The sequence below is a fragment of the Fructobacillus papyriferae genome (assembly GCF_018437225.1).
GTDB lineage: Bacteria > Bacillota > Bacilli > Lactobacillales > Lactobacillaceae > Fructobacillus > Fructobacillus papyriferae.
Genome location: NZ_JAAMFI010000001.1, coordinates 413,281 through 428,445, shown reverse-complemented (window position 1 = coordinate 428,445; position 15,165 = coordinate 413,281). Strand labels below are relative to the sequence as shown.

Below are 15,165 nucleotides of genomic sequence, written 5' to 3'. Positions count from 1 at the left end.
ATGGCAGAACGCATTCCGCAACAAGTCATTGACGAAGTTCGGGCGCAGACTAATTTGGTCGACTTGGTCTCTCAATATACCCAACTGGTCAAACGGGGTCGTGAATGGAACGGCTCTTGTCCTTTCCACGAAGACCGGCGGCCTTCTTTTTTCGTCGACGATAAGAAGCAGGTTTTCCACTGCTTTTCATGTGGGCGCTCGGGGACTGCCTTTTCATTTCTAATGGAAAAAGAAGGCTATACTTATCCGCAAGCGATTTTGAAGTTGGCGGAAGACGAAGGGATCTCTGGCTTGGAACGCTACCAGGGTCAGCCTTCTTTGCGACAAGAAAAATTCCAAAAAATTTACGAACTTTACGATGCGGCGCAAAAACTCTACACGCACATTTTGCTAAATACGACGGCCGGGGAGCAGGCGCTTTCTTATCTGAAAGACGACCGGCAGCTGGACGAAGAAACGATTCGCCAATACGGCCTGGGCTTTGTACCAAGTAATAATGTGCTCTTGTCTTATGCCCGCGAGCACAACATTGACGAAACCGTCATGAAGTCCGCTGAATTGTTCATTGATCGAGATGAAGAACTCGTGCGTGACCGCTTTAATAATCGCATCGTTTGGCCGATCAAAAATGATCGGGGGCAGGTGCTTGGCTTTTCTGGTCGGTCCTTAGATCCAGATAATCCAGCCAAGTACATGAATTCACCGGAGTCTTCTTTCTTTAATAAAGGAAAGTTACTTTACAATTTGGATCAGGCCAAAGGCAATATTCGCGCTGGTCAGCCTGCCATGATCTTTGAAGGATTCATGGATGTTATTTCAGCGGCTATGGCTGGTGTTGGCGGTGCCGTGGCAACGATGGGAACGGCTTTGACCGAAGAGCACGTCGCTTCTCTGACCAAGTTGACCGATAAAATCACCTTGGTCTACGATGGCGATGCGGCTGGTCAAAAGGCCGCTAAGCGGTCGATCCCCTTAATCCGTTCGGTGGCACCGCAGGTTGAAATCGGTGTGATTGCTTTGGCAGATAACCGGGATCCTGATGAAGTGCGCCGTGAACTTGGTTTGCCTGCTTTGAAGCAAGCGCTGGACCAGGCCACACAGACACCAACCGAGTACTTGATTAACGCGGCCAAGCAAGACAAAAACCTGCAAAACCAGGCTCAGTACTTGGATTTCTTAAGGGATGTCTGGCCGATCTTGACTGACGCTTCGGCTGTTGAGCAGGACTACTTCTTGAAAAAAATCAGCGAGGATTACGGGTCTTCGTTGGAGGCGTTGCAATCCGAATTCAAGGATTATCAGGCAGCCCATCCGGCCCAAAAGAATCCGGGTCGGGCTGGTCAAGGCGGTCAGCGTTCGTCTGGCTCTCGTGGTCAGAAACATTCGGCTGGTCCGGGCAATGGCTCAGAAGGGGCGTATCCGACTGCCGGTGACTGGGATGATTCTTTCATCCCCGACATCGACCCACTGGCTGGCGGTGGTTTTGAAACCCCGGCCGCCACGGCCAAAGGCGTGCCAGCGCCGAACTGGCAAGACGCGCCAAAGCCAAAGATCTCACGGGTGGAAAAGGCCGAACAGGGCTTGCTGATGGCGATGATTCAAGAACCATCGATTTTAGCCTATGCTAAAGAACAAGCGGACTTTTCATTTGTTCACCCGGAGTATCAGTTGCTGCTGTTGTTATATGAGGCTTACAGTGAGGAACGGGCGGGGGCTGACTTTGACTTGGCGGCTTTCATGGATTATGTGCAAAAGCCAGACTTGAATCAGAAGTTACTCACCATGGACCGCACTTTTGGCACCATTCGGCCGCAAATGGACGCAGCCAAGGATTACCTGAAGGTGATCGTGGACGTGGCCCCATACGAAGCACAGTTGCAGTCCTTGCAGCAAAAAATTGCCCAGGCAAAAAACCAGCACGATGATGCCGCGCTGATGACATTAATGACAGAACTCATCAATCTGAAAAAAGAGCACTTTCAGCAATAGGAGAAAACATGGCTAAGATTACAAGTAATAGTAAAATTTCTGATATTAAGGCATATTTGGATGAGAACCACATCTCGTACCATAACCGTGCGCGTAAGGCAGAATTGTTGGCTTTGGCTGAAGGTAAAACGCCGGAGGAAGCTGCTGAGATTGCCAAGAATGAGCCAGTCAAAAAGCCAGCTAAGAAGTCTGGCCCAATGAAGTCAAAGAAGTACGATGAAGCCGTTCGGAACCTTTTGAAGGAATACAAGCCGGCTAAGGAAATCGTCTACGCTGAACTTTCGAAAAGGATTGCAGAACCCTTCCATTTGGATACAGAAAATATCGAACGTTTGATGGAAAAGGTCGAAGACGCCGGAATTGCCATCGTCGATGAAAAGGGTGAACCTGCACCAGAAGTCTTGAAGGCGAAGCAAAACAAGCCTTCTGAAGAAGAACGCCAGGCTGCTGATGCCGCAACGGGGATTAAGATCAATGACCCGGTTCGCATGTACCTGAAAGAAATTGGTAAGGTACCGTTGTTGAAGGGCGACGAAGAGATCGAAATCTCTAAGCGCATCGAAGCAGGAGATGAAGAAGCCAAGCAAGAATTGGCTGAGGCTAACTTGCGTTTGGTCGTTTCCATTGCCAAGCGTTATGTCGGCCGTGGCATGCAGTTCTTGGACTTGATCCAAGAAGGAAACATGGGCTTGATGAAGGCCGTTGACAAGTTTGATTACACCAAGGGATTCAAGTTCTCTACTTATGCCACTTGGTGGATCCGTCAGGCCATCACACGTGCCATTGCTGATCAGGCGCGCACAATCCGTGTGCCAGTTCACATGGTCGAAACGATTAATAAGTTAATCCGTATTCAGCGCCAGCTGCTTCAGGACTTGGGTCGTGAACCTTTGCCAGAAGAAATCGGTGCCGAAATGGATTTGACGGCGGACAAGATTCGTGAAATCTTGAAGATTGCACAAGAGCCCGTTTCTTTGGAAACTCCAATTGGTGAAGAGGATGACTCCCACCTTGGGGATTTCATTGAAGATAACGAGGCGGTTTCACCCGCTGATTCTGCTGCTTACGAAATGCTTCGCGGACAACTCGAATCCGTTTTGGACACCTTAACCGACCGTGAAGAAAACGTTTTGCGTTTGCGCTTTGGTTTGGAAGATGGTCGGACGCGTACCTTGGAAGAGGTTGGGCGCGTCTTTGGCGTTACCCGTGAACGTATCCGTCAAATTGAGGCCAAGGCCCTTCGTAAGTTGCGCCACCCATCGCGTTCTAAGCACTTGAAGGACTTCATGGACGAAAACTAAGAATGGCTCGATTCATTTATCCGACTTCGGTCGGATTTTTTATGGCTAAGGCCCGGTGAAAATCGGGCTGCGGTCTTCGACTAAAACACGCGGTTCATCTACCATCCCGCGGAAACAAAACTAGGAGTACTTATGAATAATTTGGACAGAAACTCGCGCACGCGAGTGCAAGGATTGACTTTGACAGCCGTTGTAGCAGCTTTGTATGCTGCCGTGACGATGATGGTGGCCCCCATTGGTTTTGGCCCCGTGCAGTTGCGCCTGTCAGAGGGATTAAATCATTTGGCGGCATGGAATAAGCGCTATATCGTGGCTTTGTCACTTGGTGTTTTGATTGCTAATTTGATGTCACCAATGGGTTGGATTGACTGGGTCTTTGGAACGTTGGATACATTGATCATGACTTCCTTGACTTATTACTTGACCCGTCGGATCGCTTCCCCTTTGAAAAAGATTGTGATTTCGACTTTCTCCGTCTTGACGGTGGGGATGGCCATTTTGGCAGCGGAATTTACCTTTGCCTTTGCCATTAACGCAGCTGGCTCCTTTGCCCCTGACCATGCCGGTTCAATCTGGGCCAACTGGTTATCTTATTACTTGATGCTGGTGCCTGGTGAATTGGCGTCACTGGTTGTTGGTGGGATTATCATTTTTGCTTTGTCCAAATTCATTAACTTGTCAAAGTAAAAAAAGTCGTCGAAGCTTGCTTCGGCGACTTTTTAAGTGCTTTTTTATTTGTCTAACGGAACATCGACTACCCAACCAGCAGGTCCTTTTTCATCACCATATTGAATGGCCGTTAAGCGGTCATAAAGGGCTTTTGTCTTTGGCCCAACCTCAGTTTCTGAGTAGAAGACATGCTTTTTTGCTTGGTGGGTAATGGAGCCGACCGGCGAAATGACAGCTGCCGTTCCCATGGCCCCGGCTTCTTCAAATTGGTCTAATTCGTCGATGCCAATTGGCGTTTCGACGGGGTGCATCCCCATTTCCTCTGCCAGTTCCAGTAAGGAGAATTTCGTAATGGATGGCAGAATCGAAGGAGACTTTGGTGTCTTGAACTGGCCATCTTTGGTAATGCCAAAGAAATTGGCTGAACCGAGTTCTTCGATATAGTGGTGTTCGCGTGGATCCAAGTAAACGACATCCGAAAAACCGGCCCGGTGCGCTTCTTCGCCTGGTAACATGGAGGCGGCGTAGTTTCCTCCGACTTTGGCCTGACCGGTACCGCCATGGGCAGCACGATCGAATTCTGAGGTGACAAAGGCTGTCGGCCTTAAGCCCCCTGGATAGTAAGCCCCAACTGGCGTGACGTAGATGCGAAAGATAAAGTCATTTCCTGGCTTAACCCCAACAATTGGTGATGTGCCAATGAGGAAGGGGCGGATATAGAGGGAGCCACCGGATTCATATGGCGGAATGAAGTCCGAGTTGGCTTTGACAACCTCCTTAACCGCTTCAATAAAGTCGGCTTCTGGATAGCCTGGCATGAGCAAACGCTCGGCTGATTGGCGCATTCGCTTGGCGTTACGGTCGGGCCGAAATAAGTTAACACCGCCATCTTTGCGCCGATAGGCCTTCAATCCTTCGAAAACTTCTTGACCATAGTGAAGAACAACGGCCGCTTCGGATAGCTGAACGTTGGAATCGGTCGTCAGTTCGCCCGGTTCCCATTGACCATTATGGTATTCGGCCTGATAGCGATAGGGAAGGTCCTTATAGGAAAAATCCAGGGAGTTAAAATCGATATCTGCTGCTTTTGCTTTGCTCATATGCTGCCTTCTTTCCTAAGTTCTTTGATCTAATATTAAAATAAAATGAGAAAAAGTCAAGAGTGGGAGTGGAAGAGTTTTGTTTTACAAGAGGACCGCAGGTCGACTGGCCTATGCTAAAATAAAAGAAAGATCGATTTGGAGGATGCCATGGTGAATTATCCAAAGGGCGTGCGCAATACGGGCTCGTCTGTTTCCAATCAAATTAAGGCGGGACGCCAATCCAAGCGGGGACTAACATTTGGAAAACGGGGGATGGGCTTAGAAGAAGAAATCAACGCCGCCAACGATTTCTATTTGGCCGATCACTTGGCGGTAATCTATAAAAAACCAACCCCGGTTACCATCGTCAAAGTCGACTATCCGGCGCGGTCGGCTGCAAAAATTACAGAAGCCTACTTCCAAAGGCCTTCGACGACTGATTACAACGGTGTCTATCAAGGACGTTACCTCGATTTTGATGCCAAAGAAACCAAAAACAAGACGTCTTTTCCAATGAAAAACGTTCATGAACACCAGGTTCGCCACCTTGCTAACATTGTTTCCCAGGGTGGCGTTGGTTTTTTGTTGATTAAGTTTACCACCTTAGATGAAACCTATCTGTACCCGGCACCGGAATTAGTGGCGGCCTGGCAACGCTTGGAAGGACACAAGTCCTTGTCTTATTCTGAATTGAAAGACGATGCTTATTTGGTCGAAAAGCGACTGACCCCATCGCTTGATTATCTAAAAGCCGTTGATGCTTATTTGACGGATCTAGCTTCAGGTAAACGCACTGACCGTCCAAAGAAAAGTAAGAAAACTGGAGGGCCTTCATGAGTCGCATCTGGGTAACGGGCTACCGTTCTTATGAATTGGGGGTTTTTAAAGACAAGGATCCAAAGGTGACGGTTTTAAAATATGCGCTGAAAAAACGGCTAGTTGAGCAGCTTGAGCAGGGGATGGATTGGCTGATTACCGGTGGCCAGCCCGGTGTCGAACTCTGGGCAGCGGATTTGGCTGTCGAATTGAAAAAAGACTACCCGCAATTGCACTTGGCCGTTTTTGTTCCTTTTGAAGGCTTTGGCAAAAATTGGAAAGAGGCCAACCAGGCGAAGTTGGCAAAGGCGAAAAGCCAGGCTGATTTTTTTGCTGCTACCTATAAGGGCGATTATCAAGGGCCCTTCCAGCTGCAGGGCTATCAAGACTTTATTCTAAATCATACCGATGGCGCGCTTTTGGTTTATGATAATGAATTCGAAGGGAAGTCTGCTTATGACGCTCAAGCCATGACACGTTTTCAAGAAAAAGCCCCTTATCCGGTGAACCGCCTCGATATGGAAGCTTTACAAGAATACGCCAATGATTATCAAGAAGCGGTGAATGAGGAGCGTTGGAACGGATAAGAGCAAAAAGAGCGGCTTTTTTGTCGGGGTGGCTTGTTTTTTCTGATTCAAAAGAGCAGGATGGCACGTTTTTCGAATCTTTAGCGCTCATTTAATCTTAATTAGGAATAATAAGCGTAACCAAATCTTCATAAAGTTTGCCCTGATGGGCTTTAACTGGTATGATTAGGGTAATTCAAGAAATGAATTCAAAGGAGTGATTCTTTTGGCACAAGTAAAATACACGCAAAAAGATATTTACGATCGCGTCTTCAAGCAAAAGCGAATGGGCGTTGGTTATGATCCTGAAGATGTGGATGACTTCCTTGACGGAATTATTTCCGATTACGGCGTCTTCACAAAACGGATCAAGGAATTGCAAGACCAAGTTGGTCAATTGCAAAATGCTTTGCAAGAAGCACAAAACGAACTGGCTGGTGGACAAGCGGCGCCACAGGAACCTGTTCAGGCCGCTGCACCAGTGGAACCAACACCAGCACCCGCTAAAGAAGAAGCGCCAACCAACCTTGATCTGATCAAGCGTGTGGCTAACTTGGAGCGTGCTGTCTTTGGAACGGATCACGAAGCCTAAGAAAGCTTTATAAACGATGGTGAAAGCCGGATGGCTTTTGGCAGGTATTGAGTAATTGCGCATCGGTTATCCGGTGTGAGGAAGGTCCATGCTCGCACACTCTGCGATGGGTGTAGTGTTTGTGCTGGGATAAGAAATAAACCCAGGCGTGCTTTGCACGACGGCGGTTGAACAGGCTAAGGTTTCGACTATGCCTTATTAGACCTGAAAGTGCCATAGAAACGTATTTTCAAGCGAAAGCTTGGAACTTGAGACGAGGTAAACCCCACAAGCGGGCAACCCAAACTTTGGTAGGGGCGGCTGACCTAGTGAATTGAAACGATGGTCGGTATGGCTTAAATGCTTAGATAGATGATTACTGAAGGTTAGTGATTCCCCAATGCTAACTGGAACAAAACATGGCCTACAGATACCTGTCGGGGAGCTCGCGAAAGCGAGCTTTTTTTTATGTTTTTTTCGCTTTTTTTATTGACCGGTTTTTTTTTCATTTGAAAGTGGACTCAGTCTTGTTCTACAATAGAGGAGAACAAATAAAGGAGGCAACACATGACAAGCAAGATCTTACAAGAAACAACGAAGCTGTCAAACGGCGTTTTGATGCCCGTTTTTGGTTTGGGTGTTTGGAAGTCTTCCAACGCCGAAGCGGCTCAGTCAGTTCAGGTCGCCATTAAAAATGGTTACCGCATGATTGATACGGCTAAGCAATACGGTAACGAAGCAGGTGTTGGTTATGGTATCCAACAGGCTTTGGTGGATAATCATTTGAACCGAAAAGACCTCTTTATCACAACAAAGATTTTCAACGGGGATCAGGGTTACTTGTCCACTTTGAAAAACTTCGATGAGCAATTAAAGCGCTTGCGCTTGACTTACGTGGATTTGCTTTTGATTCACTGGCCGGTTGACGGCAAGTATTTGGACACGTGGACGGCTTTGGAAAAGTTGTACCACGAAGGCAAGGTTCGTGCCATTGGTGTATCAAACTTTGACGAAAAGAACTTGGCTGATATCGAAAACTTGCATCGCCTGATGCCACAAGTGAACCAGATGGAGTTTAATCCACTTGTTCAAGAAGAACATCTCTTGAACAAAATGAACGGTTTGGGCATTGCCATGGAAGCCTGGTCACCACTGGGCGGTGGTGAAGCCTTGAATGATGGAACAATCAAGGCGATTGCTGATAAGCACGGCAAGACGCCAGCTCAGACGATTCTTCGTTTCGACTACCAAATGGGGGTCATCACGATTCCTAAGTCTGCTCACGAAGAGCGCATTATTGCCAATGCGGCGATCGATGACTTTGCTTTGTCAGAAGACGAAATGAAGCAAATTCAGGCCATGAATAAAGAAAAGCATACGATTTGGCACCAAGATTTTGCTTGGCACAAGGGATCCGAAGAAACCGGTGTGAAGGACAATGTGTCACATTGGGATGACACTGAGGAATACTTGCAAAAGAAAGTTCAATACTAAAATTAGCTTTCTGTACAAAAAAACAGGTCACTGTTAATGCAGTGGCCTGTTTTTTGTTTAAAATTGTTGGATGCTATTTTGTAAATCAGCGGAGTAAAGGCGTGGGACCTTTTTTAGTTCGCTCGTTGTTTTGGCCCCCAGCAAAGTCATGTAGAGGGGGAGTTGTTGCTGCCAGAGCTCGATTTCTTCTTGTAAGCCGTCTGGTCCTTTTTGCATCAAGACTTCAAGGAAGTGACCGGCTGATGACGTCGTTGTCGCCCCAAGCAGCAGGGCGGTGGTGACTTCTTTAGCCGAGCTAAGGCCACCGGTGGCGATGATCGGTGTTTGAATGCCTGCTTTCTTTGCGGCCAGCAGCGACTCGACAGTGGACAGACCAAAGGCGGATAGATCAATCGGGTTTTCGTTTTTTTTATCGCGGGCCTGTTCAATCTGAGCAAAGGAAGTGCCGTTTCCTCCGCCAATGTTAATGGCGGCTGGGTGCAGGGCGTCGAGTTGTTTGAGTAGTTCAACGCTCATACCGAAGCCGACCTCTTTGATGATGACGGGCACGGGGGATTGGGCGATGATTTGTTTTAGATTGTCCAACCAATAGAAGGAGCGGTCGCCTTCGGCCATGGCGATTTCTTGACCGATGTTGACATGCAACTCAATGGCGTTGGCATCGATCATGTCGATTGCTGCCCGAACGTTTTCGATGGGGTGATCAGCACCGAGGTTGGCAATCAAAAAGCCCTCTGGGTGATGCTTACGAACGATGCGGAAAGAATCAGCCTGCGTCGGATCCTTGATCGCTACTGATTGCGAACCGACTGCCATGGCGAGGCCGGTTGTTGCAGCCACTCGGGCTAGCTCGGCGTTAACCCTCTTGGTGGATTCCGAACCGCCAGTCATTGCTTCGATGTAAAAAGGCCAAGCGAACTCCTGATTAAAAAGTTGCACTTGGGGCTGTACGTCCTTTACAGCAATGTCTTTGAGTGCACCAGGCAGCCAACGGACTTCGTCAAAGCCGGCGCCAACTTTTTCCTTGTTGTCGTCGCGCCAAAATTTAGTCGCTAAAGATAAATGTTCGTTTTTTCGATTGGAGTGGGGCGTTTGCATGCCAATACCTCTAAGAATTAATCGATGATCGTCAGGGCTGCTTTGCGGGCGGCCGTTTTCATTGGGAATAAAGAGTGCGTTTCGTTACCAACCACAAAGCCATTGTCACCAAAGCCAGCACCAGAAATCTTTCCCGCCAAGTCGAGTCGGTTGGTGATCGTTAAGAAATCCTGGAGCTTTTCTGTGACATAGCCCTTTGGTAGGTGTGCTTTTAGGGCTTTTTGGTTTTCTTTCAGTGCGCTTTTTAATGCGTCATAATCAGCTTCTTCAATTGCATTTTTGGCTGCCATAACCGCTGTTTTAGATGGCTCAAGCAGGGCTTCTTTGTCACTTTCTTTAGCTAAAGCCTTTTTAGTCGAGGCGGGCTCATGGGTGGCCACGATGGCAAAGGACCAACTTTTTGGCCAGTCAAGGGATTTTATTTGTAAGTTGGACCAGTCAAGCGTGTGGAAGTCTTGAAGCTGCCATTGGCGCTTTTCTTTTATCCAGATTGGCGCTTGGTAAAAGATGGTCTTTTGGTAAGTGGCCGTGGCAATATCGCCTAGAGAACCTGAGCCTTGGACGAAGTAGTGGGCGAAGGCGGCTTCCTTGAAGATTGCTCTTTGGTTGTTTTCTTTTTTTGGCAGATAAACCTGGTGTAGGGCCATGATGATGGCTACCGTGACGGCTGCAGAGGAGCCAAGGCCAAGCTTACCCTCCTGGCTTGTCATTTGCGAGCGGATGGTCAGTTTAATGCCGGGCCGTTCCTTGAGCGACAGTTGAGACTGCGCTTCTTGGAAAAGTTGCAAGGCGACTTTGGTAAAGGACCAGTTGTCTTCTTTGAGCGCTTGCTCGTTTTGCACGGACAGGGCTGACCAACTTGTTTTCTCGGCTTCTTCAAACTGGTCCGAATAAAGCGTAATTTGGCCGCTTTGCTCTTCTTGTAGGCTGGCTTCGATCACCATCCCCCGATCGACTGGTCGAAGCAAAGCTGGCTGTCCTGGAGTCGTCACGGCGTATTCACCGGCCAAGAAAAGTTTGCCCGGGATTTGTAAACGAAGGGGTTTATTCATAGGAAATACCTGGTCCGGCCGTAGCAATATCGAACTGGATTTTTCGGAATCGTTTTGCCAGATGTTCCTTGATAGCGGGTGCCTGATCCTTTTTTGTAATAATCTTGACGTTTGGGCCCGCATCCATTGTGGCATAGGCGATAAAGCCTTGCTTTCGGAGTGCTTTGACCTGCTCTAAGACCTTGACTGTTTCTTGGTTCAAGTAGGTAAAGCGACGGTCTTCAGCCGTTAAATTCAGATTGTGCATGGCCAAAGCGTTTGCTTCCGCAATTTCGCCGACTTTTTTGATGTCGGCAGCAGCAAGGGCAGCCTTCATCTCGTCTAATTGTTTGGCTGATTCGTCCACCCAAGCCTGGTAGTCAGGCGACGTTTGCGCGCGACGCATGCCATCTGAAGAGGATACTTTTTTAACCATGCCAGACACCTTGCAAACCACAAGAGCAATGGGCAGGTCGGGGGTTTTTAGCGCGTGGGCATAGGAATTTTCATCCTTGTCGCCTTTTTCCCAGATGGCAAAGCCGGCAAAGAAGGAACGGGTCGCCGAACCAGAACCACGCCGGGACAGGCGAGACAGTTCTTCTAGTGACAGATCCCAGTGATTGAATTTGGCAACTGCTGCGGTCAAAGCCGCAAAGGAAGAAGCCGAAGAGGCTAAACCAGCCGACAGCGGCACCTTGTTTTCAGAAATCACACGTAGAGGCGGAAAATCGCCCATTTCAGCCCGCAAGACGTCCAAGAACTGGTGAATTCGCTTGCCATCTTGAGGCAAGTCGTTAATCAGCAGGCTGTCTTCGTCTGCTTCTTCGACCCGAGTCTTCGTATAGTACTCATTTAACGTCAACGAAAGCGACGACGTAGTGGGAAGGTTTAGCGTTAAGTCAGCCTTTCCCCAATATTTAATGAAAGCGATGTTGGTATGGGCAATGGCCGTTTGGCCGTTTTGATCCGTCATAAAGGGTCCTCTTAATTTTTAGTAATCGAAAATCAAACGTGGAAAGTGACTTATAGTGGCTGAATCCAGCAGTCTCTGGCGCCAGCTTCGCGCAAGGCTTCTGCGATTCTTTTAGCCTCATTGTCGTTTGACGCCAATGCGAGCATCGCCCCGCCGATGCCAGAACCGGTCAGTTTTGCGCCTAGGGCTCCAGCTTTAATCGCAGTAGCAACGAGTTGATCGAGCTTTGGATGAGAAACCTGCAAGGCCTGCAAGTCGTGGTGAGCTGAGGTGAAGAGCTGACCCAGGGTGGCCGGATCATTTTCTTGAAGGGCTTCTCGGACTGCAAAGGCGAGTTCGCCCAAATGCTCGATGGCTCGCCAGCTTTCGTTGTAGTGATTCTTCAGCTGTTCTTTGACAATGTTGACAGCGCGCACCGTTTGACCACGGACGCCGGTGTCGGCCAGTACTAAAGTTGCATTCAAACTGGTTTCAAAAGTAGCGATCTGCTTGTTTTCAAACCAAACAGGTTCAGAAGAGGACACCGTGGCTGCATCAATTCCAGAAGGGGAACCGTGGGAAATGTTTTCCGCCAGGCTGGTGTATGTTTGTAGGGTTTCTTTTGCAACTTTTTTTCCTTGCCAGTCAAAGAAAGCTCTGGTGATGGCGGTTGCTAAGGCGGCCGATGCACCAAATCCCCGTTCTTGAGGAATGATGGATTCGACTTCAAGGAGAAAGCCGGTGCTTGTTAGTTGATAGTCCTTTAATAAGGCCACGATCAATTGGCGAATGCCTTCTAGATCAGCGCCGAGATCGGATAGTTCCATGGCCTCTCCGGCCAAAATAATCGTTTGTCCTGCTTCTAATGGCTGAAAGCGAGCGGTTACTTGCAAATCGAGCAGGGGGATGGCAACGGCAGGCTGGTTATAGACGACGGCGTGGTCGCCAATGAGAATGGCTTTAGCATGGGCATGGCCAGTTCCAATAGCATGTTTTTTCATAAGTAAATGACTCCAATAATTAAACATATTGTACCGCACTGTCCTAAGTAGTGTAAAATGGCCTTGACCGGTGTTTTAAAACGAGCTAAAAAGTCGAGTCAGAAGCTCGCTTTGTTTCGTTGATTTCAAAAAAACACCCAGTGATTACGAAAGGAGACCTGATGAAAGAATCAGCCGCCTTTGTCATCGTTGATTTAGAAACCACGTCGCCCTCCGTTGAAAACGGCGGTCGCATTATCCAAATCGGGATGACCTTTGTTAAAAATAAAAAAATCGTCGAACACTTCGACTCTTTTGTGAATCCAGCACAGCCAATCGACAAAAAGATTCAGCAACTGACCCACATTAATCCAAAGGATGTTCAAGACGCGCCATTCTTTGAAGAGATCGCCCCGTCGTTGCAAGCCCTGTTGAAAGGGCAGATCTTTGTGGCACACAATGTCAACTTCGATCTTCCTTATCTAAATGCGGAGTTCCTTCGGGTCGGCTTGCCGGAACTTGATTTGCAAGCCATCGACACGGTGCAACTCGCTCAGATTCTTTTCCCAACCGCGCCCGGGTACCGGCTGTCTGATTTGACAAGCTACCTGGATTTACCTTTGGTACAGGCCCATCGGGCAAACGCGGATGCGGAAGCAACGGCCTATCTGATGTTAGCCCTTTGGCAAAAGGCGCAATCGCTACCTGAAAAGACAAAGCGAACGCTATTGTCCGTTGATTGGGGCTTGATCCGGCAAAGCCAGGAATTTTTGACGATGGCCGCCAAGTCGAAAGGGAGTTTTGCTGATGATGCCAAGGTGCCTTTAGTGGTTGAAACCGTTGAAAGGCGAGCTCTGAGACACCGTCAGCCAAACAAAAAGAAAAAAAGCGAGCAAAAGCGCCTTCCTTATCCAGTTAAAGCAGCCGAAAAGGTTGCTTTATTCGGTCGCTTTCTCGACCTTGATGCCAAGCGCAACCGTTTGATGAATCAGGTTCACCGCCTGCTAAATGGCAGTCAACATGAGCTGTCAGTGCTGCAACCGGCACCACAAATCAAAAAAACGCTTTCCTATTTGTTGCCACTTTTCTTTATGAAAGGCCGCAAAACGAACTGGCTGCTCAGTGATGACTTGTCTTTAATTGTTCATCAAAAGCAATTGCTAAAGGATTTGAACGAACGCTTGCCCGAGCATTCGCTTCGCTTTGCTTCGCTCTATCAACCGTCTGGTTACCTAGATGAGCAGAAGTTCCGCTCGGCTATCAAGCGGGCCCGAAACAAAGGGGGAACTTTTTGGCAGGCTCAGATTCTAGTCTGGCTATCCGAAACGCCAACTGCGGCATTCGCCGAGCTACCTCGCGGCATTCGCGCTCACCCAGACTTGAAGGAAGTGGCGGCTGATGCGCAGTCAGAAAGTTTCCAGGCGGCCTACCAGGCGGCCAAGCAAGCTGACGTGGTGATCTCGACCTACCAGACCTTCTTTGCCTGGGGGAAAAAGCTAAATCAGGACCAGGGCCAAAAAGAAAAACCAGCTGTCATCTTGGAAAAGCCCTTTGGTCTTCAAAAGGCCATCCAAAATAGCCTAGGGTTGACGTTACCACTTGGTTTCTACCAAGATCAGGTCGCCAAACTGGCCGATCAGGCCGCCCAGCTGCCAGCAAAAGCTCGTGGGGTCTGGCAAGTTAACCTGCACAACTGGTCAGTTGCTTGCCAAAAGATTGATCGAACGCTTTCCGAAAAAGAGGCGCTAAAGTCAGGAAAAGCCATCTTGGATCGCTTGATCGCCTTGGAAGAGCTGGCTGAAAAAGCCGACTTTTCGACCAAGTTACTCGGCTTTGAGTTGAACGAAAAGCGGGCCAAGCTGAGCTGGCTGGCTGCTCACCAAGAAGTGCTAAAGCGGGCTTTTTGGACGATTGAAGACGAAAAGAAGCAACAGGATCTGACCTTTGCGGTTAAAGAGGATGTCGTCTATCAGAAGTATTTCTTAAAGCAACTCAGTCAGTTGCTGGTTATCGCTTCTTTCTATCCAGAAGAGCTGAAGCATTTCTTGTTAGACGTGCCAAAAGGCGTGATCCAACAGGATACAGTCGAATGGGAAAAAAGCGACGACGATCCCAAACTTCCGGCGGTTTTGTCAGCAGAACGAAACGAAGACAAACAGATCCAGGCCGTGTTTGCGGCTGGCCGCAAGCATTTTCTCTTCGTTGTTGAAGATTTCGCTTCCGTCAAGCATTGGTATTACAAGCTTTCCAATCATTATGGCGATCAATACGTCGTCTACGCACAAGACCTATCAGCTCCCTTGAAAAAGGCTGCCTGGCAGGCATCTGGTGAAGAACGATCGATTCTGGTGGTGACACCGGATTACATCCAAGAACTCTTTGAGCAGAGTATCCCAATTCCCGAAGTGGCCGTGTTGCCACGGGCCAACCGTTATCTGAAAAAGGAAGCGTTGCAGCTTCTGGTGGTGGCCATGCTGAAGAATCCGCAATCCTTGCTTTTGGGGACTTTGAGCCAAAAGCAGTTGCGTTCGGTTCAGAATCGGCTGTTCGTCCTAAATAGCGGCCGACGCCTGGCCAAAGTCGACCAACTAAAGGTCAAATAAGTGATTGAAAAAA

General features: G+C 48.5%; 13 protein-coding genes and 1 other RNA gene. 9 read left to right on the top strand and 5 right to left on the bottom strand.

The features are described 5' to 3' along the window. From dnaG to G6R27_RS02050, 3 genes are all read left to right on the top strand, one after another. Positions 1 to 1,989, top strand: a complete 1,989-nt coding sequence (gene dnaG, locus G6R27_RS02060; RefSeq protein ID WP_213819422.1) for a DNA primase — start codon at positions 1 to 3, stop codon at positions 1,987 to 1,989. An 8-nt stretch (positions 1,990 to 1,997) separates the two neighbouring features. Then, on the top strand, positions 1,998 to 3,290 hold the full coding sequence (gene rpoD, locus G6R27_RS02055) for an RNA polymerase sigma factor RpoD (protein ID WP_213819421.1): 1,293 nt from the start codon (positions 1,998 to 2,000) through the stop codon (positions 3,288 to 3,290). A 132-nt stretch (positions 3,291 to 3,422) separates the two neighbouring features. Next, positions 3,423 to 3,977 carry a QueT transporter family protein gene (locus G6R27_RS02050; RefSeq protein WP_213819420.1) on the top strand — a complete coding sequence of 185 codons (555 nt, stop codon included), beginning with the start codon at positions 3,423 to 3,425 and terminating at the stop codon, positions 3,975 to 3,977. A gap of 44 nt (positions 3,978 to 4,021) precedes the next feature. Here G6R27_RS02050 and G6R27_RS02045 read toward each other — a convergent pair whose 3' ends face one another. Beyond that, entirely contained in the window at positions 4,022 to 5,059 is a 1,038-nt protein-coding gene (locus tag G6R27_RS02045; RefSeq protein ID WP_213819419.1) for a branched-chain amino acid aminotransferase, read from the bottom strand. A 150-nt stretch (positions 5,060 to 5,209) separates the two neighbouring features. On the opposite strand from G6R27_RS02045, the gene recU reads away from it, so the two are divergent. The 5 genes from recU (at position 5,210) to G6R27_RS02020 (ending at position 8,488) form a co-directional block, all read left to right on the top strand. Continuing rightward, a complete protein-coding gene (gene recU, locus G6R27_RS02040) occupies positions 5,210 to 5,878 on the top strand; it encodes a Holliday junction resolvase RecU (RefSeq protein ID WP_213819418.1) in 669 nt (222 codons plus the stop codon). Then, positions 5,875 to 6,444 carry an SLOG family protein gene (locus G6R27_RS02035; protein ID WP_213819417.1) on the top strand — a complete coding sequence of 190 codons (570 nt, stop codon included), beginning with the start codon at positions 5,875 to 5,877 and terminating at the stop codon, positions 6,442 to 6,444. Before recU ends, G6R27_RS02035 begins: the two co-directional genes overlap by 4 nt. Before the next feature lie 205 nt (positions 6,445 to 6,649). Next, positions 6,650 to 7,015, top strand: a complete 366-nt coding sequence (gene gpsB, locus G6R27_RS02030; protein WP_213819416.1) for a cell division regulator GpsB — start codon at positions 6,650 to 6,652, stop codon at positions 7,013 to 7,015. Between the two features lie 43 nt (positions 7,016 to 7,058). Further along, positions 7,059 to 7,426, top strand: an RNA gene (gene rnpB / locus G6R27_RS02025) — RNase P RNA component class B. A gap of 135 nt (positions 7,427 to 7,561) precedes the next feature. Next, a complete protein-coding gene (locus G6R27_RS02020) occupies positions 7,562 to 8,488 on the top strand; it encodes an aldo/keto reductase (protein WP_213819415.1) in 927 nt (308 codons plus the stop codon). Between the two features lie 57 nt (positions 8,489 to 8,545). Here the strand turns inward: G6R27_RS02020 and fni are convergent, their stop codons facing one another. From fni to mvk, 4 genes are read right to left on the bottom strand one after another with little or no spacing between them, the layout of a single operon-like run. Next, positions 8,546 to 9,586 carry a type 2 isopentenyl-diphosphate Delta-isomerase gene (gene fni, locus G6R27_RS02015; RefSeq protein ID WP_213819414.1) on the bottom strand — a complete coding sequence of 347 codons (1,041 nt, stop codon included), beginning with the start codon at positions 9,584 to 9,586 and terminating at the stop codon, positions 8,546 to 8,548. A gap of 17 nt (positions 9,587 to 9,603) precedes the next feature. After that, complete coding sequence (locus G6R27_RS02010; RefSeq protein WP_213819413.1) at positions 9,604 to 10,638, bottom strand: mevalonate kinase family protein; 1,035 nt, start codon at positions 10,636 to 10,638, stop codon at positions 9,604 to 9,606. Beyond that, entirely contained in the window at positions 10,631 to 11,590 is a 960-nt protein-coding gene (gene mvaD, locus G6R27_RS02005) for a diphosphomevalonate decarboxylase (protein WP_213819412.1), read from the bottom strand. Before mvaD ends, G6R27_RS02010 begins: the two co-directional genes overlap by 8 nt. A 50-nt stretch (positions 11,591 to 11,640) precedes the next feature. Then, positions 11,641 to 12,570: a mevalonate kinase gene (gene mvk, locus G6R27_RS02000; RefSeq protein WP_213819411.1), complete on the bottom strand. Its 930-nt coding sequence runs from the start codon at positions 12,568 to 12,570 to the stop codon at positions 11,641 to 11,643. Positions 12,571 to 12,731: 161 nt separating this feature from the next. On the opposite strand from mvk, the gene G6R27_RS01995 reads away from it, so the two are divergent. Then, the gene (locus tag G6R27_RS01995; protein WP_213819410.1) at positions 12,732 to 15,152 is read left to right on the top strand and encodes an exonuclease domain-containing protein; all 2,421 of its coding nucleotides are present in this window, start codon (positions 12,732 to 12,734) and stop codon (positions 15,150 to 15,152) included. The last annotated feature ends 13 nt before the right edge of the window (positions 15,153 to 15,165 follow it).

What these genes read in the sequence shown, in the direction of transcription:
- dnaG (WP_213819422.1), top strand. Translation starts at nt 1, where the DNA reads ATGGCAGAACGCATTCCGCAACAAGTCATTGACGAAGTTCGGGCGCAG.
- rpoD (WP_213819421.1), top strand. Translation starts at nt 1,998, where the DNA reads ATGGCTAAGATTACAAGTAATAGTAAAATTTCTGATATTAAGGCATAT.
- G6R27_RS02050 (WP_213819420.1), top strand. Translation starts at nt 3,423, where the DNA reads ATGAATAATTTGGACAGAAACTCGCGCACGCGAGTGCAAGGATTGACT.
- G6R27_RS02045 (WP_213819419.1), bottom strand. Translation starts at nt 5,059, where the DNA reads ATGAGCAAAGCAAAAGCAGCAGATATCGATTTTAACTCCCTGGATTTT.
- recU (WP_213819418.1), top strand. Translation starts at nt 5,210, where the DNA reads ATGGTGAATTATCCAAAGGGCGTGCGCAATACGGGCTCGTCTGTTTCC.
- G6R27_RS02035 (WP_213819417.1), top strand. Translation starts at nt 5,875, where the DNA reads ATGAGTCGCATCTGGGTAACGGGCTACCGTTCTTATGAATTGGGGGTT.
- G6R27_RS02020 (WP_213819415.1), top strand. Translation starts at nt 7,562, where the DNA reads ATGACAAGCAAGATCTTACAAGAAACAACGAAGCTGTCAAACGGCGTT.
- fni (WP_213819414.1), bottom strand. Translation starts at nt 9,586, where the DNA reads ATGCAAACGCCCCACTCCAATCGAAAAAACGAACATTTATCTTTAGCG.
- G6R27_RS02010 (WP_213819413.1), bottom strand. Translation starts at nt 10,638, where the DNA reads ATGAATAAACCCCTTCGTTTACAAATCCCGGGCAAACTTTTCTTGGCC.
- mvaD (WP_213819412.1), bottom strand. Translation starts at nt 11,590, where the DNA reads ATGACGGATCAAAACGGCCAAACGGCCATTGCCCATACCAACATCGCT.
- mvk (WP_213819411.1), bottom strand. Translation starts at nt 12,570, where the DNA reads ATGAAAAAACATGCTATTGGAACTGGCCATGCCCATGCTAAAGCCATT.
- G6R27_RS01995 (WP_213819410.1), top strand. Translation starts at nt 12,732, where the DNA reads ATGAAAGAATCAGCCGCCTTTGTCATCGTTGATTTAGAAACCACGTCG.